The following is a 20,831-nucleotide window of genomic DNA, read 5'->3' as shown; positions in this document are numbered from 1 at the left end:
CCGCTATGGATTCAGCTAAAACCGTCTTTCTTTTTCCCGGAGTGGGCGCCCAGCAGCCGGATATGTTCGCCGAATTCCTGGTCTATCCCGAGTATCGGGAGCGCCTGCAGGAAGTGTCGGAGCTGTCCCAGGTCAACCTGCAGGAGGTGATTCATGGCGAGCGCCGCGACGCCCTAAAGCAGGTGCGCGTCGCCCAGTTGGCGCTGACGGCGACCACCGTCGCCATCGCCGACATTTTGCGCAAGCACTGCGGGCTGGTTCCCGATTTTGTGATGGGACACAGCCTGGGGCAATATCCCGCCATGTGCGCCGCCGGCTATCTGGATCTGGCTACGCTGACGCAGGTGGTCAATCTGCGTTCGGAGATCGTCGAGGCCTGTGCGCGTCAGTTCGAGCAAGGCGAAATGTGCTGGGTGCTGCACGCCCCGGCCGCGACCGTCGCGCAGGAAGTGGAGAAGGCGAGAGCAGAGGATGGGGTGAATATCTACATCTCCGCCATAGACGCCTTCGATCAGGCGACGGTCTCTGGAGAAATGGCGGAGATTAGACGTTTTGCGCCGCGGATGGAGGCCATGGGCGGTCTGCTGTATCCCCTGAAGATCGGCGGACCTTTCCACTCTCCGCTGATGGCGGAGGCGCGCGCGCAACTGGAGCGCCAGCTTGACTTCCTGCCCACCGCACAACCGGTCGAGCAGCTGTCCCGCCTGGTCTGTAATGTGAGCGGCGCGGAAACGCCGGCGGCGAACATAAAAGCCTCCATCCTGCAACACCTGACGTCGCCGGTGCAGTGGTTGCGGAGTTTGCAGTATGTGGCGCAAAACGGCGTCACCCGTTATCTGGAAATTTCCCCCAAATCCGTCCTGAGTTATCTGACCCAGCGCGCGACCTTGCCTATGCAATCGGTTTGCGAGCCTCAGGACCTGTTCGCCTTCGCACAGACGATGAGCGCGCCGCAGAATCGCCGCGAGCAGTTTCTGCAGCGCTGCTGTTATCACCTGTACAGCGCGAAACTGCCGGTTCTGGATGATCCCGGCGCCGTGCAACAGCTGCGACGCATCAGAAACGAAGTAAAGGAGACGCTGGCTGATGCGGACCGCCAACAGGACAAAAACGACAGACAGGCTGCCTTCATTCACGCCCGCACCCAGCAGTGGCTGAACATTATTGAAGACGCCGGCGCCGTCTCTCTGGCCATCGACAAGCGCAGGCTGCAACACCTTTACGACGCGGCGGAGCGTTGCGCATGATGTCGTCAAACTACATTGAGGAGTTGCTGCAGGCGACTCCGCAAGCGAGCGGTTTGCTGTTTCATGCGTTGAAGGACGGCAACAGCGCCTATCACATTGGCGTGTCCTTTACTCTGCGCACGCCGGCGAGCGAGGCGGAAATTGGCGACCTGTGGCGGCGAATCCAAACGTCGCAGCCCGCCCTGCGATCCGTTTTCCTGTGGCGTGGCCTGCGTACGCCGCATCAGGCGGTGTATGCGTCGCCCCGCATTGCTTTGGATTATGCGCCTCTCGCTGCGTCAGACCACAAAGCCCGCTGTCTCGACTGGCTGGCCCAGTCCAAGGCGCGGCCCTTCGAGCTGGACGCCGAAGTGTTCCGCATCGCCTGCCTGCATGACGTTGCAGCGGGGACGCTGAGCATTGCTTTCTGTTTCCATCACATACTGATGGATGGCTGGAGCAGCTCGTTACTGGTCTCCCTGTGGGTGCAGGGCCTGCGCGGCCAGGCTATCCCGCCGCTGGCGTCGCGGCTGTATTCGCAGCAGCTTTGGAAAGGGCTGGACCCGGAAGCGCTGCAACGCAGTCGGGAGTATTGGCGTGATGCGTTGCAGGGCGTTGACGATCGGGATGTGGCGGTCACGACTAAATTACTGGATGAACCTCTGTTCCGTCGCGCGACATCAAAATCAAACACTGACGCCGCGCCGCTCGCAGAGACTACCGCAAAAGCCGGGCGTCTGTGGCCGCAGGCCCGTAAGGCGGAGATCGAGGCGCTGTGCCGTCGCGCCGGCGTGACGCCAGCAAGTTTTGTGTACCTGTGTTGGGCGCTGACCTTAAGCAAGCTTACCTTTCAGAAAACCGTGGCGTTCGGCTGCGCCTTTTCCGGGCGCGAGGCGGCGTTGGCGCAGAATGCAGAGCAGCAGCCGTTGGGACTGTTCACCAACACGACGCCGCTGTTGCTGACCCTGGACGGGGCCTGGACCCTGGAAAAGGCGCTGCGTGCGATGTTCCAGACCTTGCAGCGCACTCAGGCCCACGAAAAAACGCCGCCGCTGCTGATTCGGGAAATAGCGGGACAGAGAGAAGAACTGTATGACTCGCTGGTCGTGTTCGACAACTATCCCATCGACCCCAGTTTGCAGGACGCGTCCTACGCCACCAGCCTGACTGATCTGCATACCGAGGAAACCACCCATTTCGGCCTGACCCTCACAGTTTCCGGCGCGGACGCCTGGAAAGTCGAGTTAAGCGCGGGCGAAACCTTTAGCGGCGATCCCGCCGCAGTCACCGCGGCGTTTCACGCCTTCGACAGTCTGGCGGCGGATCTGGTCGCGCAGGCGGACGACGCGCCGATTGCGGACGGCTTGTTACAGCTGGTCCCGGATCAGGCGCAGGCGAGCCATCTGGTGGCGGGAGCGACCACTGCGACGGCGGACATCAACGCTGCCTTGCAGGGCATACGTCAGCGCCTGATCGAGGCGCCGCAAAACATCGGCCTGATCGACGGCGACCGGCTCATCGGCCACGGCGAACTGGCGCAACGCATCGCCGCCGTGCAGGCGCAATTAGCGCGCGCAGGCTTTGTGGTCGGCGACAGGGTAGGCGTGCATGCGCCGAAAGGCGAAGGATCGACGGTGGCGATTCTGGCGATCCTGTTCAGCGGCGGCAGCTACTTTTATCTCAACCCGAAAGACCCGACGTCGCGCAGGCAGACGCTATTGGAACTGGCGGGCTGCGGCATTGTGCTGAGCGACGCCGCGCTGATCCCCGAACTGGGCGCGGATAGCGGTTGCCTTCTATTGGAAATAGAGGAAAGAGTAGAGATAGGGACGATAGGGGAGACCGAGGCGTCGCCCGCTGCACAGATGGACAGCGATCCCTCGACCTTGCGGTCCCAGCTTCCGGTTTTGTGCTCGCAACGGCGTCCCGAAGACGAGTTTTATTTCATTTTCACCTCCGGCACCACCGGCGCGCCCAAAGGCATCTCCATTCGCAACGAGTCCGTCGCGAATCTGCTGGACTGGTTCATTGGTGAAACCGGCCTCACCCAGGCGGACCGGGTGCTGGGACTGACGGACCTGAATTTCGATCCCAGCGTGGAAGACCTGTTCGGCAGCCTCTGCGTGGGCGCTACGCTGATATACCCCCCGCCGCTGGTTTTACAGGAACGCGCGGCGTTTATTCGCATGATGCAGGAGACAGAGGCGACTCTGGTCAACTTCATCCCCGGCGCCATTGCGCCGTTGCTGGAAGACGCTCCCAGGCTGCCCGCCATGCGGTTGTGGATCTTCGGCGGGGAAGAACTGCCGTTGCGCTTGCGGGACCAGCTGCTGGCTCAGGGATACGCGGTGAGCAACCATTATGGCCCCAGCGAGACGACCGTGGACTGCCTGAGCGCCAGACAATCGCTGGATGCGGAGATCGCCATTGGCTGGCCTATTCAGAACGTCGTCGCTTATTGCGCGGATATCTTCGGCAAGCCGCTGCCTCCCGGCGTACGCGGCGAGCTGTGGGTGGCGGGGCGTGCGGTGGCCCGGGGCTACGCCACAAACCCGGTCGAGACCGCCAGAGCCTTCGTCAACTATCAGGATCAAAGGTTCTATCGCACTGGAGACGCGGTGACCTTTTCTCCGGCGAGCGGATTCAACTACCTGGGACGCATCGACGATCAGGTGAAAATCAACGGCGTGCGCATCGAGCCCCGCGAGCTGGAACGGGTGGTGGAAACCATGGCGGAGGTGCAGGCCAGTTGTCTGCTGCCGGTCAGCGACCCAGGCGGCAAGCGGCAATGGCGGCTGTTCGTCGACAGCGCTGCGCCAGCGGCGCAACTGGAGCCCCGGGTTCGCGAGCACATTCGCCGGCATCTGCCGGAGTCCTGGACCCCGTCGCGAATTCTGGCGGTGAACGGTTTTGCGCGTACGCTCACCGGCAAAGTCGACCGTCGGCGACTACTCGATATCGCCGCCCGGCAGGCCCGGGAAGACGCTCAGACAGCGGCGGCGCAGGCGCCGCTGACGGACCCGGTGGAAGCGCAGGTGCAGGCGATCTGGCGCGACATTCTGGAGACCCCGGCAGTGGCGTCGGACATCAACTTTTTCGACGCCGGCGGCGACTCCATCAAAATTATTACCCTGCAATCGCAACTGCAGCAACGATTCGCCCGGGACATTGGCGTGGCGGTTATTTTTGAGCATCCGACCATCGCTTCCTTCGCCGCCTGGATCAGGCGCAGCGAAGCGTCCGCAGAGCATACCGGCGCGCAGACGGACCCGGCTGACGCCGGCGCTGCGTCCACCCAGGCACATATCCTGTCGTCCGCCCGTTCCGGCAAGAACCGGCTGGCCGACAGACGGCGTAAAGTAAAAGGAAGTTCAGTATCATGAAGCGAGAATTTAGCGGTAACGAAGTCGCCATAATTGGTATTTCCTGCCGATTCCCCCAAAGCCCCGACTGGCGCGCGTTCTGGCGCAATCTCCTGGCCGGGCGCGAGCTGGTGTCGTTTTTTTCCAGGGACGAACTGTTGGCCGCCGGCGCGCCATCGGACCTCATCGACCTGCCCAACTACGTGCCGGCCAAAGCCGCGCTTGAGGATGCAGAGTGCTTTGACTATGAGTTTTTCGGCTATTCGCAGCGGGAAGCCCAGAAAATGGACCCGCAATTGCGGGTGCTGCACGAAGTCAGCTACAACGCCTTTCTCGACGCCGGGCTGAATCCAGGCGCGTCCTCTCTCAACGCCGGCGTGTTCATCGGTTCGACGCTGAACATGGAGCGACTGGAGCAGTTCGCGGGCGCCAGTCAGGACATTGCGGAAATGTTCGACGTCGGCAACTACAACGACCCCGCCGCCTTCGCCACGCAGATCGCCTATCGTATGAAACTGCAGGGGCCGGCGGTGCATGTGCAGACCGCCTGTTCGACCTCGCTCTCCGCCGTGCACCTGGCCTGCAAGTCCTTGCTGGCGGGAGAGTGCGACATGGCGCTGGCTGGCGGCGCATGTATTACGGACCCGGTGACAGGCGGCTACCTGTACCAGAACGGTATGATCCTGTCGCCGGACGGTCACTGTAAGACTTTCTCGGATCAAGGCCAGGGCACGGTTAACGGCAATGGCGTGGGCGTGGTGTTGCTAAAGCTTTTGGAAGACGCTCTGGCGGACGGCGATCCGATTCATGCGGTGATCCTGGAGTCCGGCATGAACAACGACGGCGATCGCAAGGTAAGCTTTGAAGCCCCCAGCGTGCAGGGTCAGGCGGATGTCATTTCCCGGGTGTACCAACTGGCGGATATTCCGTTCTCCAGTCTGGGCATGATCGAAGCCCACGGCACCGCCACGGTGCTTGGAGACCCCATAGAAATTCAGGCGTTGAACAAAGCAGCGCAGGCGTTGACGCCGCCGGAGCAACTGGCGCAGTTTCGTTGCGCCATCGGCAGCGTAAAATCCAACATGGGGCATCTGGATGCGGCGGCGGGCGTCGCCGGTCTGATTAAGGCCGCCTTGAGCGTTCGCTACGGCAAAATTCCCCCCACGCTGCATTTCAACCAGCCCAACCCGCACCTGGAGCTGGATAAAACCCCTTTCTGGGCTCCTACCCAGGCGGCAGCGTGGCCAGCGGATCAGCCCATACGCCGCGCAGGGGTCAGTTCATTCGGCATCGGCGGCACCAATGTCCATGTGCTGCTGGAGCAACCGCCGCGCATCGGGGATCTGGGCGCAGCCAATTCTGTGGAGAGCGCCGTGCATACCGCCGTGAAGACCGCTGAGACACAGACGACGGCGCAGAGGCATATTCTGCCGCTGTCGGCATCCTCGCCGGCGGCGCTGGCCCGGTTGGCGCAAGCCTACGCCTTGCATCTGGACCTGGAGCTTGCAGAGGGCGGCGCGGATCTGTCGCTAATCGTCCGGCAGTTGCAGGACAACCGCAGCGAGTATTCCTGTCGCGCGGCCTTTGTCGCCACCGACGGCGCGGACTGGAAGCAGCAGCTGGACGCATGGGAATGGACGGACGGCGCCGAGAAGCCCAGAGACGAACAGGTCTGGCTGTTCCCGGGGCAGGGATCGCAATCCCCGCAAATGGGTCTGCGTCTGGCGGCGGAATTTCCCGAATTCGGCGAACGTTATTTCCGTCTGCTGGAGCAGGCGGCGCAATTACTGATCACAGAACTGGGCGCGCAGCCCGGCGCTGAGCGGGACGCCCTGATCGAGCGCCTCAAACAGCCGGAATCCTTGTCGACGCTGTATCTGCAACCGCTGATCTATGCGCTGCAAACCGCCCTGGGTGTTTGGCTGCGCCAGCTGGGCTGTCAGCCGGCGGCTTTGTGTGGCTTCAGCCTGGGGGAATTCGCCGCAGCGGCGGTCGCAGGCGTTTTCACCCCTGAAGAGGGCATGACGCTGGTGGTCGCCCGCGCCAGGCTGATGGACGCCACGCCCAAAGGCGCGGTGTTCGCCGTGAGCTGCAAGCAAGGCTTTGACGATGCATTTCCCGCTGAGTTGTGGCGGGTTGCGGAACTGAGTCCGGGAACCTGGACCCTGGCGACCTCGGAGGAGGGCGCTGCGGCGGCGGAAGCCTGGCTGACGCGCCAGGGACTGACGTTCAAGCGCGTCGCGGTGTCCCACGCCTTCCATACGCCGTTGATCGAATCGGCGGCGCGGGCGTTCGGCGAAATGCTGCAATCCTGCGCGCTGCAACCGGCGCAATGCGCCATTTTCTCGACCGCCACGGGCCGCAAGCTCGACGAGCGCGACATGTGCGATCCGCAATACTGGGTGCGGCAAATGCTGTCGCCGGTGCAGTGGGGCGCGGCGCTGGCGGAAGTGAATGCGGCGCATCCTGATGCGCTCTATACGCAAATCGGAACCGGCGTGGATTTGCTGCAGCATGCGCGTAAATGGCTGCGTCTGCAGGCGTCAAGATTGACGCCAAGTCTGGGCGCCGCCGGCGTGGAGCAAGAGGCGACGGCGCTACGCCAGTTTATCGCCAAAACTTGGACCCAGGGCGCGCGCATAGTCTGGCCCAGATTGCATTCCCTGGAGGCGCGGGATCAAGAAAGCCTGCGCAGCCATCTGCCTGGTCACGCCTTTGAGCGTCGCGTCTGTGCGCCACTGACGAAGGCGCGTTCATTACCTGCATCTTCCGCACAGGATTCAAACAGGGTCGCTTCGCTGTTCTTTGGCTCGCATTTTTATGGTCAGGAATGGGAAAGCATTGGCGCGCAACCGCCCGAACGTTTGCCGATGGATGAAACCCCGGATATCTGGATTATCTGTCGTCAATTGACGCAACGAGAACGGGATCTGGCGCAGGCGCTGGAAACCCGCAACCAGCGCTGTGGAGTGATCGAGTGCGGCGAGTGGCGAGGCGATTTCAGCAGGGTTCATGCTGAGTTGCAGGACTGGCTGACGCAGCAGGGGTTGCGGGCGTCTGCGGCGATGGACGTGATTGTCACCGGGTTGCTGGATGACCTGGACGCCACACAGGCGCAATTCTGGGCGTTCTGGCTGCCGGTGGCGCTGGCCAGGTGGAGCGCGGCGCAGCCGTCCTCGCCGAGATTAAGACAGGTATTTCCCGCCGTCGGCATGGCGGCCTGGGAGGGAACGGAAACCCTGAGCGCGGAAAAAAGCCAGTTGCTGGGCCCATTGCTGATTGCGCCGGAAGAGTACACGGACCTGTCAGCCCTGTGCATAGACCTGGCGAGCGAGCAGGCGGACGGCCCTGATGGGGAAAGCGTCGCCCAGGCTCTCAAACCCTGGCTGGAGCACGGCTGGCGCGGCGGCCAGTTGTATTGCCTGCGACGCGATGCGTTCTGGCGTCGACGTGTGAGCGCACGGATACAGGAGCAACCTCTGGCGCGCGCGCTCCCAGACATCAGCCGCAACAGCTGGGTGCTCATCACCGGCGCCAATGGCGGCATGGGCGCGGCGATTGCGGAGCATCTGGCGGAGGTCTACCACTGTCATCTGCTGTTGCTGGTGCGCAAGTCTCTGCCGCCGCGACGGGACTGGGCGGCGGAGATCGCCAGGCAGAGCGCCAACGCTGAGTTTCTGCAATGGGTGCTGAGCCTGGAATTCAAAGGTGGCCGCGTCACTTTGCTGCAGGGGGATCTTGGCGACGAAGCAACTCTGAACAAGGCTTTCGCGCCGGTGTTCCAGCTCGCGGCGCAGGGCGTTGGCGTCGACTATGTGTTCCATACCGCTGGTCGCGGCGAAGGCGCCATGATGCAGATGCGCTCGGAGGCGGAATCCCTCGCCACCCTGGCGCCGAAAGTCACGGGAACCCGTTTCCTGTGCGACAACCTGGAGCGGCTGGGGAAACCGACCCTGTTGCTGTTCTCCAGTCTGGGCAACCTGCTGCCGAAGGAAAAAGTCGGTCAGGTCGCCTATGTTTCCGCCAACGCCTGTCTGGAGGCATACGCCGAACAGGTGCGTCGACGGGGCGGCCGCGCGCTGGCCATCGCCTGGGACGACTGGGCGGAGTCCGGCATGGCGACGCGCTCGGCGCAGCAACTGGATGACGCCCTCAAACAGCCTGTGCGGTCCGAAGCGGAGCATGCCTCGCTGTGGCGCCGCCCCCTGGACGCCAGGCGGGACTGGTGGCTGGACGAGCACCGCATGGATGCCGCCACGACGGTGATGCCGGCCATGGGCATGGTGACGCTGGCCTATCGCGCCATCGCCGCACAAGCGCTGGCGCAACGGTTTTCCCTGCACGGCGTCGCCATTGAAAGGCCGCTGGTGGTGCAGGACGGAGTAGAGTTAGACGTGGCGGTGGCGTTCTCCGACGACCACGCCGCTTTCACGATTTTCTCCGGCGTTGGCGCATTCTCCGCAGAGTCCTGGACCCGCCACGCAACTGGCAAAATCCGCCTTGGCGATAGCGCAATCTCATCGCAACAGGCGGGCCCGGAGCCAGTCGGGGGTAAGGAGACAGTCGGGGACGAGGAGTCAGTTGGGGAGAGGGAGCCTCTGTTCCGCGCTCGCGATGGTGTCGGCGTCAGCCCCAAAGGCGCGCTGGCCTTCGGACCGCGCTGGCGCAATGTGATCGCGGTGGATCGCGTCGCCCCCGACGCCGTCGCTGTGCAATTGCAGCTGCCGGCGGCTTATCAGGGCGAAGCGGCGGCGGAGGGGCTGCATGTCGCATTGCTGGACACCGCCACCCTGATCGCCTCTCCGGAACAGGAAGACGCGCAATATGCGCCAGTGTCCATCGGCGCCTTCACGCAGTATGCGCCCATGTGCGACCGGGTCAGGAGCCGGGTGCAGGTCAGCGATCTGGGCGCCGGTAAATTGCTGCAGGTGAAAATCTATTCGGATGCGAACGCCTTGTTGGTGGCGATCGACGACCTGCTGCTGGTGGATGCGTCTGAAGCGTTACGCAGTAATGACTCGGCCCGTCACGCCGTCATGCGTTTGCGCAATGGCGACGCCAGCGACGGCAATTTCGCCTTCGAATCCCGCCAGGAGCCGCGCCGGGAGCCCGGCCCGCTGGAGGTGGAGATTCAAGTCAGGGCGGCGGGTCTGAACTTCAAGGATGTCTTGATCGCCCTGGGGGTTTTACCCGCGCCGTCCGATCCAAGCATGACCTTCGGCCAGGAAGCGGCGGGCGTCGTCACCCGGGTTGGCGCGGAGGTGACGAAGGTTCGCGTCGGCGACCGCGTGATGTGCGCGGGACACAGCTGTCTGGCGGACCATGTCCTGATGCCGGAGCGGGTGGTGGCTCTTATCCCCCCTGTGCTCGGATATCAGCAGGCCGCCGGCGTTCCTGTCGCGTTCACCACCGCCTGGATCGCTCTGAAGCATGCCGCCAATCTCAAACGGGGCGAACGCATACTGATCCATTCCGCCGCTGGGGGCGTGGGCATGGCGGCGATGCAGATCGCGTTGCATCTGGGGGCGGAAGTCTGGGTCACCGCCGGCAGCGAAGAAAAACGCAATCTGCTGGTGAGTCTGGGCGCCCAGGGCACGGCGAACTCCAGAACCCGTGAATTCGGCGACGTTTTCCGCGAGCGCCTGGGCGAACGGCCTTTCCAGGTGATTCTCAACGCGCTGGCGGGAGAACTTCTGGAAGAAAGCGTGTCTTTGTTAGCGCCGCAAGGTCGTTTTCTGGAGCTTGGCCTGCGGGACATCCTGCAGGATTGGAAGCTGGGATTGTCGATTTTTGCGAAGGGCGGCAGTTTCCACGCCGTGCAAGCCGGGGCGGAGCACCCTGCTTACAATGAAGCCTGGTCCGAGGTCGTGGCGCTGCTGGAGCGGGAGGCGCTGAGACCGCTGCCCACCAAAGCCTACGCCGCCAGAGACATCGCCGAGGCGTTTCAGTTTATGGCCCAGGGCAGGCACATCGGAAAGATCGTCATTGCGATGGAGACGCGTTCGGAGGAGCGAAGCTTCGCCGCCAAACTGCGGGAAGAGGGACTGTCGAACCAGGAAGGAACACGTATTGCCCTGGCGATGGCGACCCTGGCGCGCCAGACCTCATCGTCTTTTGCCGCTGTATCCAAACTGCCGATCGGCGTCGTGCTGGAGAAACAACTGAGCACTCAGCAGATGCTGTTCAGCGCCAGCGCTTCTCAGGGCGCGCCGGACGCCGCCGATGAGGCGGAATCTCTGGCGGGCGCGGACGCGGAAACGCTGCTGACGGCGATGCGCGCCATGCTGGAAAGCTTCCTGGGGACGGACGGGCTGGATGTTGACGCCAGCTTCTTCAACCTGGGAGCGACCTCACTGGACCTGATCCAGTTCGCCAAGCGACTGGAGCAAAGGCTGGCCCGTGAGATTCCGGTGGCCCTGCTGTTTAAAGCCGCCTCCCTGCGTGAGTTGAGCAAGGAACTGGCGCCGACGGAATCCGCCCCGGTCGATCCCGCGCCGTCTGCGCAGGCGGACCTTGGCGACAAGCGACGGGCGCTGCAGGCCCGTCGCAAGTTGCGGGGCGCGAGCCAGCGTCAGGAGAGCGAAGTCAATGAATAATGTCGGCTTAATCCGCATTGGCGTACTTCTGATCAGCCTCCTGTTTGCGTTGACGGGACGCGCGTTCGCCGACATGGCGGGCGTCAAGCCCGCGGCGGACCTGGCGCAGACGGTCAGCGAGCTGACCCGGCGCTGGGACGCGTCGCAGATCCCCACCGGGGGACTCAGCGTGGTCGTCAATGGTCAGGCGCAAACGTTGCGTCTGGGAGAGCAGGAAGCCGGCGTATTCGAGCTGGCGTCCTGTTCGAAAGCCTTCACCGGCCTGTTGATCGCCGTACTGGAGCAGGAAGGCGCGCTGAGCAGGCAGGATGCGATCACGCGCTGGATTCCGGAGCTGAATCAGCGTCCGGAATTGGGATATTCCGCCATTCGCCTGAATAATCTGCTGTTCCATAGCAGCGGCCTGTCCGGGGATACCCTGGACCTGCTGCGCCCCAGCGACGCCGCCAACGCTCTTGAGCAACTGCCGGGCTTGTTACGGGACACGCCGCTGGCTTACCCGGTCGGCGCCAGGGAAGAGTACGCCACGCTGAACTACAGCCTGTTGGGGCTGGCGGCGGAACGGGCGACGGGGAAATCCTTCGCGGCCCTGTTACGGGAGAAAATTTTCCTGCCTCTGGGCATGAAGGACACTTTTGTGGAAGGCGACCCCGCCGCCACCGCGCCGCGCATACCGGGCTATAAGCTCAGCTTCACCGTCGCCAGACCTTATGAGGCGCCGCGCTATCTGCAAAACACCCCGGCGGGATACATCCTCAGCACGCCGGAGGACATGGCGTTGTGGTTGCAGTTTCTGCTGCAGCCCCCGCCACAGCAAAGCGACGCGCGTCTGGACGTCCTGCAATGGGCGTTGCAGCAGGCGAAACGTCCCTATGGCGGCGACAGCGACTCAGGCTACGCCTACGGGTGGGATGTGGAGGCGGGCGCCACCACCAGTTGGAGTCATCCTGGGCAGAACCCCAACGCCGGCGCCTATGTGGCGTTCGATCCGCAAACCGGAGTCGGCGTTGCGTTGCTGGGCAACAGCAACAGCCCGCAAGTGATTCAGCTGGGCCGGGCGGTCTTCGAACATCTGCGAGGCGCGTCGCCGCAGCCTCTGCCGGAGCGCTTCGCCGCGGATACGGGAGACTGGGGCGCGACCGTCGCCGCCGTGGTTTTCTGGTTGTGCGCGCTGCTGACGCTGCCTGTACTGCGGCGTCTGCAAACGCGTTCCGCGGAGCCGGCGGATGGCGAAGGCAAGGGCTCCCAGGTGGACGCGGCCATTGTGCAGGAAAGTTTCGTGCAGTCTGCGGAAAGGGTGAGCTGGCGCGCATTCCTGGGACGCCTGCTGGTGCTGAACGTCGCGCTGGCGTCGGTGCTGATGATCGCGCCGCCCCTTACCCTGGGACTGGGATGGGCGAACCTGCTGGTGTGGGGCCCAACAAGTCTGCTGGCTGCGGCGGCGGGACTGGTGGTCTGCGTCAACGCTCTGAGCCTGTTCTTTTTCCAGGCGTCCCGTCACAGCGACAAGTTCAACAGCAAAACCTTTTCGTCGCTGATGATCGCCAAAGTGGTCGGCCTGACGGTGATTTCCGGCCTGCTCAACTCGGCCCTGGTGCTGTGCATCATCCAGGCGATTGACAGCCCGGCGGCCAATCTGGCGTACAGCGCTGCGCTGTTGTTCAACTGCATCTATTTCTACATTTCCGCCCGCAAGGCCGCGGAACTGCAGATCATGCGGTTCGGCCACGCTTTCGTGCAGGGCTGGCGCATGGAGATCATCCGTAAGCTGCTGGCGTCGGATTACAAAAGCGTGGAGCGACTCTCGCCTGGAAAAATTCAGTCCGTGGTGGGTGAAGATTCCCAGGAGCTGGCCAAAAGCGTGCTCGCCTTCGTGCCGTTCTTCGCCAACCTGCTGACGATTGTGTTTCTGTTCGCCTATCTGATGGCGTTCAAATCCGCGCTGGCGACGTCCATTCTGCTGGCCTGCGCGGTTCCCATGATTGGCCTGTACTACTACGTGTCCGAGCGCGCCAACCGCATCATGCCGCAGGCGTTGCAGACCCGCAGTGAGTTCATGGACACCGTCGAAGACCTGCAGAAGGGCTACAAAGGGCTGCGCCGGGAGGCGGTGAAACGCAGTTTCCATCGTCACGCCCAGGCGGTGTCAGACCGCTTCAAGGGACTGAGAATTCAGTATGACCGCGGCTTCCTGAGCGCGTTCTTCATCGGCGAGTCCCTGCTTACGGTGTTGCTGGTGGCGGTGGCTTTGCTGTTTCCGTTGCTGATTCCCCGGTTCGACGGAGATGCGTCGAAAGAGTATCTGATCATCCTGCTGTACCTGATCGGTCCTTTGAACGCGGTCATGTCGGCGATGCCCGAACTGGTGCGGCTGCGCAGCCTGATGCGCAATATGGTGGCGTTCAGTCAGTCCATCCAGAGCGTTGAGTCCGGCGTGGCGGGCGCGACTTTGCAACAGGCCAAAACCCTGCAACCGGTCAAAACCCTGCAGCTTGAAGGCGTTCGCTTCAACTATCCCGCGCCGGGAGGGGAAAGCGAATGCTTCGGGGTCGGGCCGGTCTCCATGACGGCGGAAAGGGGCAAGGCCTACTTCCTGACAGGCGGCAACGGCTCCGGCAAGAGCACCCTGGCGATGATTCTGGCGGGTCTCTACGCCCCCGCCCAGGGCGCGCTCAGGATAGACGGCGTCGAGGTGTCGCAAAGCCAGTTGCTGGAGCACACCCGCGCCATCTTCAGCGACAACTGGCTGTTCAAGCGGGTATACGACCCCGCCCTGATCGCGGCGCGGGACGCCATCAACCGCAACATCGCGCTGCTGGGCATGGCGGATAAGTCCACCCTGCTGGACGACGGCGCCTTCGACAACATCAAGCTGTCCACCGGGCAGCGCAAACGCCTTTCTTTGGCCATGCTGCTGGCGGACCCCAGTCCGGTGGTGGTGCTGGATGAGTGGGCCGCGGACCAGGACCCGCGCTCCAAATCCCGGTTTTACAAGGAATGGGTCCCTATGCTGAAAGCCCAGGGACGCATCGTTTTTGTCGTGACCCATGATGATGAGTATTTTTCCGAGGCGGACGCCCTGATCACCATGAAAAACGGTCAACTTATTGAGTTCAAAGAAGATAGTTATGTTTACTAAATCGTTGTCAGACAGTAATTCTGGCCATCTCGACCAAACCGACCCTGGCGTCGACGCCGTCGCGGACGATTGCGTGCACGACCTGTTCGAGCGTCAGGCGGCGCGCACCCCGGACGCTGTTGCGCTGCGTTTCGGCGCGCAAACCCTGACCTATGAGGCGTTGAACCGCCGCGCCAACAGACTGGCGCGTGAACTGCGCCGTCAGTATGGCGACGCCATGGCCGTCGTCGGCGTCTGCCTGGATCGCGGCATGGACGCTATCGTGGCGGTGCTGGGCGCGCTCAAAGCCGGCGCGGCCTATGCGCCGGTGGACATGAGTTATCCGGTTGAGCGTCAGGCCTATATTCTGCGCGACTCCAATGTCTCGGTGGTGATTTCCCGCGGTGAGATAATCCGCACGCTGCCCGATGCCTTCGCCTTCCTGGATATGGACGCCTATGACTTTTCCGGCGACGCAAACGACGATGAGGCGCAGAATTCGCCCCGCGCCTGCGCGCCGGAGGATCTGGCGTACCTTATCTATACCTCCGGCTCCACGGGAACGCCCAAGGGTGTGTGCATGCCCCACAAAGCCCTGGTGAATTTACTGGACTGGCAGATTCGCGAGCAGGGCGACTACGCAGGTAAGAAAACCCTGCAGTTTTCCCCGCTGAGCTTTGATGTGTCGTTTCAGGAAATCTTCGCCACGCTGGCCAGCGGCGGCGAACTGGTGTTGATGGCGAACGAGCTGCGGCTGGACCCGCTGGCGCTGCTGACGCTGATCGAGTCCCAGCAGGCGCAACGGATATTTCTGCCCTATGTGGCGCTGAACAGTCTGGCGCTGGCGGCGGTGGCGGAGGATCGCTATCCAGGCGGGCTGCTTGATGTAGTGACCGCCGGCGAGCAGCTGGTGATCACCCCCGCCATCAGGCAATTCTTCAGCGCCTTGCCGAACTGTCGTCTGCATAACCACTACGGCCCGTCGGAAAGCCATGTGGTGACGGCGCACACTTTGACCGGACATCCCCGGAGCTGGCCGGATCTGCCCTCAGTGGGGGCGGCCATCGATCAGGTTGAGCTGTTCGTGCTGGACGAGAACAACCGTCCGTTGCGCGACGAAACGCCGGGTGAGCTGTGCATTGGCGGGCTGCAACTCGCCTATGGCTATCATCAGCGTCCGCAGGAGACCGCCGCCCGGTTCGTCGATATCGATGTGGACGGCGGCGGGCCGCGGCGCCTGTATCGCACGGGGGATCTGGCGCGCTGGCGGCCGGACGGGCTGCTGGACATTCTGGGCCGCATCGATTTCCAGGTCAAAATACGCGGCTACCGGGTTGAACTGGGTGAAGTCGAAGCCATGCTGATGCGGCATCCTGCGGTGCGCGATGCGGTCGTGGCGGCGCAGGGAGAGGATGCGGACAGCAAATGTCTCGCGGCTTTCGTGCTGGTTTCGGAGCGGGCGCTACAACGACAGACGCCAGAGGGCGTTCAGGAAAGCATTCGCCGTTATATGCAGGAGCAGGCGCCGGACTACATGAGGCCCGCGGCGGTGGTCATCATGGAGCGTTTCCCGTTATCCGCCAGCGGCAAGGTCGACCGTAAAGCCTTTCCGGTCATCGCCCACAGGGCGGCGAACAACGGCGACGCCATGCCGCCCGAGACTGCGCTGGAGCGCCTGCTGGCGGAGGTGTGGAGCGAGCTGCTGGGGGTTCAGGACATCGGCCGCAGCGCGCACTTTTTCAACCTGGGCGGCCACTCGCTGCTTATCGTGAAAATGATGCTGGCGCTGCGCCGTCGCGGCTTCATCGTGGATGCGCACACTCTGTATCGGCACCCGGTCCTGGCGGATCTGGCGACGCAGTTGCGGCGGTTTGACGCGCAGCAGGGGACGGCGACTTTAGCGGCGAACGAAACCCGGCCGACGTTGTGGTCGCAACTGAGCCAGGAGGAACAGACCGCCATCGCCGCCGTCACGGGCGGACCCGCCAACATCAAGGACGTCTGTCCTTTGGGGCCGCTGCAGCAGGGCATGTTCTATCATACTCTCGCCAATCCGGCGGCGGACCCTTATGTGTTATGGCAGGCGACCCGGTTCGCCAGCGCCGATCTGTTGCATGGCTATCTGGATGCGTTGCGCAACACTATCTCCCGGCACGACGCTTTTCGCGTCAGTATTGCCTATAAAGGGCTGGCGCAACCGCTGCAGGTGGTTTGGCGAGAGGCGCCGTTGGCCGTAGAGGAAGTGCATGCGGAAAGAGAGGGTGAAGACGCCGTGACCGCCCTGAAGCGGCGCTGCGCCGCATCCGCGCAACGCTTCGATATCGCCAGGGCGCCCCTGCAGCGTTGTTACTACTGCTATGACGCCCAGAACGGGCAATGGGTGTTGCTGCACCTGCTGCATCATCTGGCGGTGGACCACGCCACTGTAGAAAAAATGCAGCAGGAGATAGAAGCGCAACTGCTGGGCAAAGCGCTGGCGCCGGTATCCGCCGTGTCGTTCTCCCAGACCCGGTCCGGCCTGTATTCCGACATCAATACTGCGGCGCGCAAAACCGACACCGCAGAGCGCAAAGCCTTCTTCGACGCCATGCTGCAGGACTATGAACCGGGGCCCGCGCCCCTTGGCCTGGAACAGTATCTGACCGGCGAAGATGCGGTCACGGAAGCCTGGCGCTCGCTCTCTCCGGCGCAATCCGCGCAGATTCGGCGGCAGGCCAGGGCGCACGGCGTCAGCGTCGCAGCGATTATTCATCTGGCCTGGGCCCAGGTAGTGGGCTGCCTGAGCGGTCGCGATGACGTGGTGTTCGGCACGGTGCTGCTGGGACGCATGTTCGCCGGCGACGAAGCGGAGAGCGCCATGGGGCAGTTCATCAACACGCTGCCGATTCGTCTGCGTCTGGGGGCGCTGCCGGTGCTGGAAGGACTCTGGAACGCCCAGGACAGGCTGATGCAATTGGTGAAGCATGAACAGGCCTCCCTGGCGCAGGCGCAAAAGTCCGCGCAGGTTCAGGGCGAGACGCCGTTGTTCACGACCATGCTGAACTACCGTCACAGTGACGTGCGCAATGTTCCGTCGGCGGACCCGTTTCAGGCCCTCAATCCGTCCGCCGTAGAGGGCGTCAGCTACTCCGGCGTGATGGAGCGCACCACCTATCCGGTGTCGGTGAATGTGGACGATTTTGGCGATGATTTTGTGGTCAACGCACAGGTGACGCAGGGACATGATCCAGAGCGGGTGTGCGACTTTTTTGAGACGGCGCTGCGGGAAATCGTCGGCGCCCTGGAAGCGGCGCCGGAAACCCGCCTTGGCCGCCTGAGCGCCATGCCTGAGCAGGAACGTGATCTGGTGGTGCGACGCTGGAATCAGACCCAGGCGGACTTTCCTGGCGAGGCCTGCCTGCATTGGTTGATCGAAGCGCAGGCTGCGCGCACGCCGGACGCGGTGGCAGTGGAATTCGGCGAGGAAACACTGACTTACGGGCAGTTGAACCGCCGCGCCAATCAACTGGCGCGCTATCTGAAGGAAGACGTGGGCGTCGGGCCGGACGCCATCGTCGGCGTCTGCGTGGAGCGCAGTCTGGAAATGGTGGTGGCCTTGCTGGCGGTGTTGAAAGCCGGCGCCGCCTATGCGCCGCTGGACCCGCATTATCCCGGCGACCGTCTCGACTACATGTTGCGCGACGCCGCTCCGAAAGCGGTGCTGACTCACGCTCAAGTACCCGCGGACGTTAATGCGCTGCTGGCGGCCTATGCCGTAGAGCGCGAGGCGCGCCTGATTGATCTCAATGCCACGTCGGCCTGGGAGCACAAGCGCAGCGTCGATCTGAGCCGGGAAGAAACGGCGGTGAACGCCTCTCATCTGGCGTATGTCATCTACACATCCGGGTCCACCGGACGCCCGAAAGGCGTGATGAACGAACATCGCGGCGTGGTGAACCGTTTGACCTGGATGCAGAAGGCCCACGCTTTGACGGCGGAGGACGCGGTGCTGCAAAAAACGCCGTTCAGCTTCGATGTCTCCGTGTGGGAATTCTTCTGGCCGTTGATGTACGGCGCGCGCCTGGTGGTGGCGAAGCCGGAGGGGCACAAGGACCCGGTTTACTTGAGCGACCTCATTCGCGCCCGTCGCATCACCACCCTGCATTTCGTGCCGTCCATGCTGTCGCCGTTTCTGGATCAGGCGGCGGCCAGCGTCAGCGACAGCCTGCGCCATGTGTTTTGCAGCGGCGAAGCCTTGCCTGCTCAGAGCGTGCGTCGATTCCGGGAGCGATTCCCCGGCGTTGAACTCTATAACCTGTATGGACCGACCGAGGCCGCGATAGACGTGACGGTGTGGGATTGCGTGGGCAATGAGGTCGGCGCGACGGTTCCCATCGGCCGTCCGATCGACAACATCCGCCTTTATATTCTTGATCCGCACCGCCAGCCCTGTCCGGTCGGAGTCGTTGGCGAGCTGTATATCGCTGGCGTGGGCGTGGCGCGGGGCTATCTGAATCAGGCTGAATTAACCGCCGAAAAATTCGTCGCCGATCCATTCTGCGCTGACGGGGGGCGGGCCATGTATCGCACGGGCGATCTGGCGCGTTTTCTACCGAATGGCGACATTGAGTACCTGGGACGCAATGACTTTCAGGTCAAACTGCGCGGTTTTCGCATTGAGCTGGGCGAGGTGGAGGCGGCGATTGCGTCCCACGCCAGCGTCAAGGAATGCGTGGCGCTGGTGCGCGAAGATGCGCCGGGAGACGCCCGTCTGGTCGCCTATGTCACGGCCGCGCCGTCACTGGCGCTGGCGAACGCCGAAGACGTGGACGCTCAGGCAGACGCGTTGAATCTCGCGCTGCGGGAACATCTGCAAGACCGCCTGCCGGCGTTCATGATTCCTTCCAACTTTGTCTGGCTGGCGACCATGCCCGTCACCAGCAATGGCAAACTGGATCGCAAAGCGTTGCCGGCGCCGTCTTTCAGCGCCGCGGCTCCTTCTGAGGCGCAAGCGCCCAGGGAGGGCGTGGAGGCCAGACTGGCGCAACTGTGGCGCGCTCTGCTCAACACCGACGCCATTGGCCGTCAAACGCACTTTTTCGAAGCCGGCGGACACTCCTTGTTGGCGGTGGCGCTGATGGCGGGCATTCAGCGGGAGTTCAATCTCGCTTTATCCCTGAGCGCAATCGTAGCGCATCTGGATCTGGAGAGTCAGGCCGGATTGATTGAAGCCGAATTAGCACGTTCTCAGGCGGAACAGACTGCGGACGCGCAATCAGCGACACTTATGTCAGCGTCAACTAAGCCGCCAGCATCAACTCAGTCACCGACCCAGGGCATTCGGGCGCTGCCTGCGCAAAGAGCGATTTACAAGGCGGTGAAACTGAATCCCGGCGATCTCAGCAACAACAGTTTCGTGGCGCTGGCGTTTGATGCGGAGCCGGATCTGAAGCAACTGCGCAATCTGCTGCAAACGGTGTTTTCACGCCATGAGAGTCTCAGCGCGCAGTTTACGCTCGCGGAAGGCGAACTTTTCCTGCGCCCCGCCAAACGCTTCCTGTTTCGTCTGGAAAAACGGCACAGTCTGGGGAGTCTGGAAGAGGATGTGCGCGACTTTGTGCGGCCGTTTTCTCTGGAGGATGGGGTAAACGTGCGCGGTCGCTGGGTATCCGATGCTCAGGGCGGCGTTTTGTTGCTGGATTTCTCTCATGCCTGCATTGACGGCTCGGGACTGACCCAGGTTCTGCATGAGCTGTCGGCGGACGCCGCCCAGTCCGACGCCGGCGGCGATCTGAGCGCGTACTCCGAGTTGTTCTACAGCCCGGCCTTCGCCCTCAGCGACGCACACACGCGGATTACTGGCTGGCGCAACTGCAAGGTTGGACGCCGTCCTCGCCGGCGGTCACTGCTCAACCGCGCACCGGCGCATGGCTGGTCTCTGTGGACGCCGACTGCAAGGCGCGCATTGAAGCGCTGACCGCCAGACTGAAGATCAGCGTTCCGGAATACTTCATGGCGGTGTTCACCCAGTTCAAGAGCGGGCTCGACCAGCAGGCGGAGCAACTGGTCTCCATGATCTTCCACGGCCGCGACAATCTGGCGCAACAGACGGTCATCGCGCCGCTGATGACCCTGTTGCCTGTGCGGGTGGCCATGGGGTCGGAGCAGGGGGGCGCCTTGTTGCAAGAGGTGTCCAGTGCGGTCCGCGAGGCCTGCCGCCATTACCTGTACGATGCGGAGGACCTCGGCGCCCGTCATCCTGACCTGTCCAGAGAGGCGCTGTATCCCTCCGCCTTTTTCGGCTACTTCAATAAAGACGGCTTTACCGGCCGCATCGCCGGAGTCCCCTGTCGCCAGCTTGAGCTGACCGGCGTGGCGGGAGCGCAGTCGCAGTGGAGCCTGACCTGCGAGGTGGCGGAACATGACGCCGGCTTTGAAATCAGGCTGGAGGCATTGGCGTATCGCGCCGAGGCGGCGCAGGAAGACTGGGGCGCCCGCTTCAAGGAAGCGCTGCAATGTGCGCTGGATTGAAAAAAGAATCCAGGCAAAC

At 63.0% G+C, this 20,831-nt stretch carries 6 protein-coding genes; all 6 read left to right on the top strand.

The features are described 5' to 3' along the window. Nucleotides 1–5 precede the first annotated feature (5 nt). From EUZ85_RS18020 to EUZ85_RS31390, 6 genes are read left to right on the top strand one after another with little or no spacing between them, the layout of a single operon-like run. Nucleotides 6–1,247: an ACP S-malonyltransferase gene (locus EUZ85_RS18020; RefSeq protein WP_241566801.1), complete on the top strand. Its 1,242-nt coding sequence runs from the start codon at nucleotides 6–8 to the stop codon at nucleotides 1,245–1,247. Then, complete coding sequence (locus EUZ85_RS18015) at nucleotides 1,244–4,609, top strand: AMP-binding protein (RefSeq protein ID WP_127970592.1); 3,366 nt, start codon at nucleotides 1,244–1,246, stop codon at nucleotides 4,607–4,609. The genes EUZ85_RS18020 and EUZ85_RS18015 overlap by 4 nt, the downstream gene beginning before the upstream one ends. Then, on the top strand, nucleotides 4,606–11,184 hold the full coding sequence (locus EUZ85_RS18010; RefSeq protein ID WP_127970591.1) for a type I polyketide synthase: 6,579 nt from the start codon (nucleotides 4,606–4,608) through the stop codon (nucleotides 11,182–11,184). Before EUZ85_RS18015 ends, EUZ85_RS18010 begins: the two co-directional genes overlap by 4 nt. Beyond that, the gene (locus tag EUZ85_RS18005) at nucleotides 11,177–14,323 is read left to right on the top strand and encodes a serine hydrolase (RefSeq protein WP_127970590.1); all 3,147 of its coding nucleotides are present in this window, start codon (nucleotides 11,177–11,179) and stop codon (nucleotides 14,321–14,323) included. Before EUZ85_RS18010 ends, EUZ85_RS18005 begins: the two co-directional genes overlap by 8 nt. Next, a complete protein-coding gene (locus EUZ85_RS18000) occupies nucleotides 14,313–20,258 on the top strand; it encodes a non-ribosomal peptide synthetase (protein WP_210408474.1) in 5,946 nt (1,981 codons plus the stop codon). The genes EUZ85_RS18005 and EUZ85_RS18000 overlap by 11 nt, the downstream gene beginning before the upstream one ends. After that, nucleotides 20,144–20,812 carry a condensation domain-containing protein gene (locus EUZ85_RS31390; protein WP_210408479.1) on the top strand — a complete coding sequence of 223 codons (669 nt, stop codon included), beginning with the start codon at nucleotides 20,144–20,146 and terminating at the stop codon, nucleotides 20,810–20,812. Before EUZ85_RS18000 ends, EUZ85_RS31390 begins: the two co-directional genes overlap by 115 nt. Nucleotides 20,813–20,831 lie beyond the last annotated feature (19 nt).

It is taken from the genome of Hahella sp. KA22 (assembly GCF_004135205.1).
In the GTDB taxonomy this organism is placed as follows: domain Bacteria; phylum Pseudomonadota; class Gammaproteobacteria; order Pseudomonadales; family Oleiphilaceae; genus Hahella.
The sequence above is the reverse complement of the archived record's forward strand: the minus strand, read 5'-3'. Positions and strand labels throughout refer to the sequence as shown.

What these genes read in the sequence shown, in the direction of transcription:
- EUZ85_RS18005 (WP_127970590.1), top strand. Translation starts at nt 11,177, where the DNA reads ATGAATAATGTCGGCTTAATCCGCATTGGCGTACTTCTGATCAGCCTC.
- EUZ85_RS18020 (WP_241566801.1), top strand. Translation starts at nt 6, where the DNA reads ATGGATTCAGCTAAAACCGTCTTTCTTTTTCCCGGAGTGGGCGCCCAG.
- EUZ85_RS18010 (WP_127970591.1), top strand. Translation starts at nt 4,606, where the DNA reads ATGAAGCGAGAATTTAGCGGTAACGAAGTCGCCATAATTGGTATTTCC.
- EUZ85_RS18015 (WP_127970592.1), top strand. Translation starts at nt 1,244, where the DNA reads ATGATGTCGTCAAACTACATTGAGGAGTTGCTGCAGGCGACTCCGCAA.
- EUZ85_RS18000 (WP_210408474.1), top strand. Translation starts at nt 14,313, where the DNA reads ATGTTTACTAAATCGTTGTCAGACAGTAATTCTGGCCATCTCGACCAA.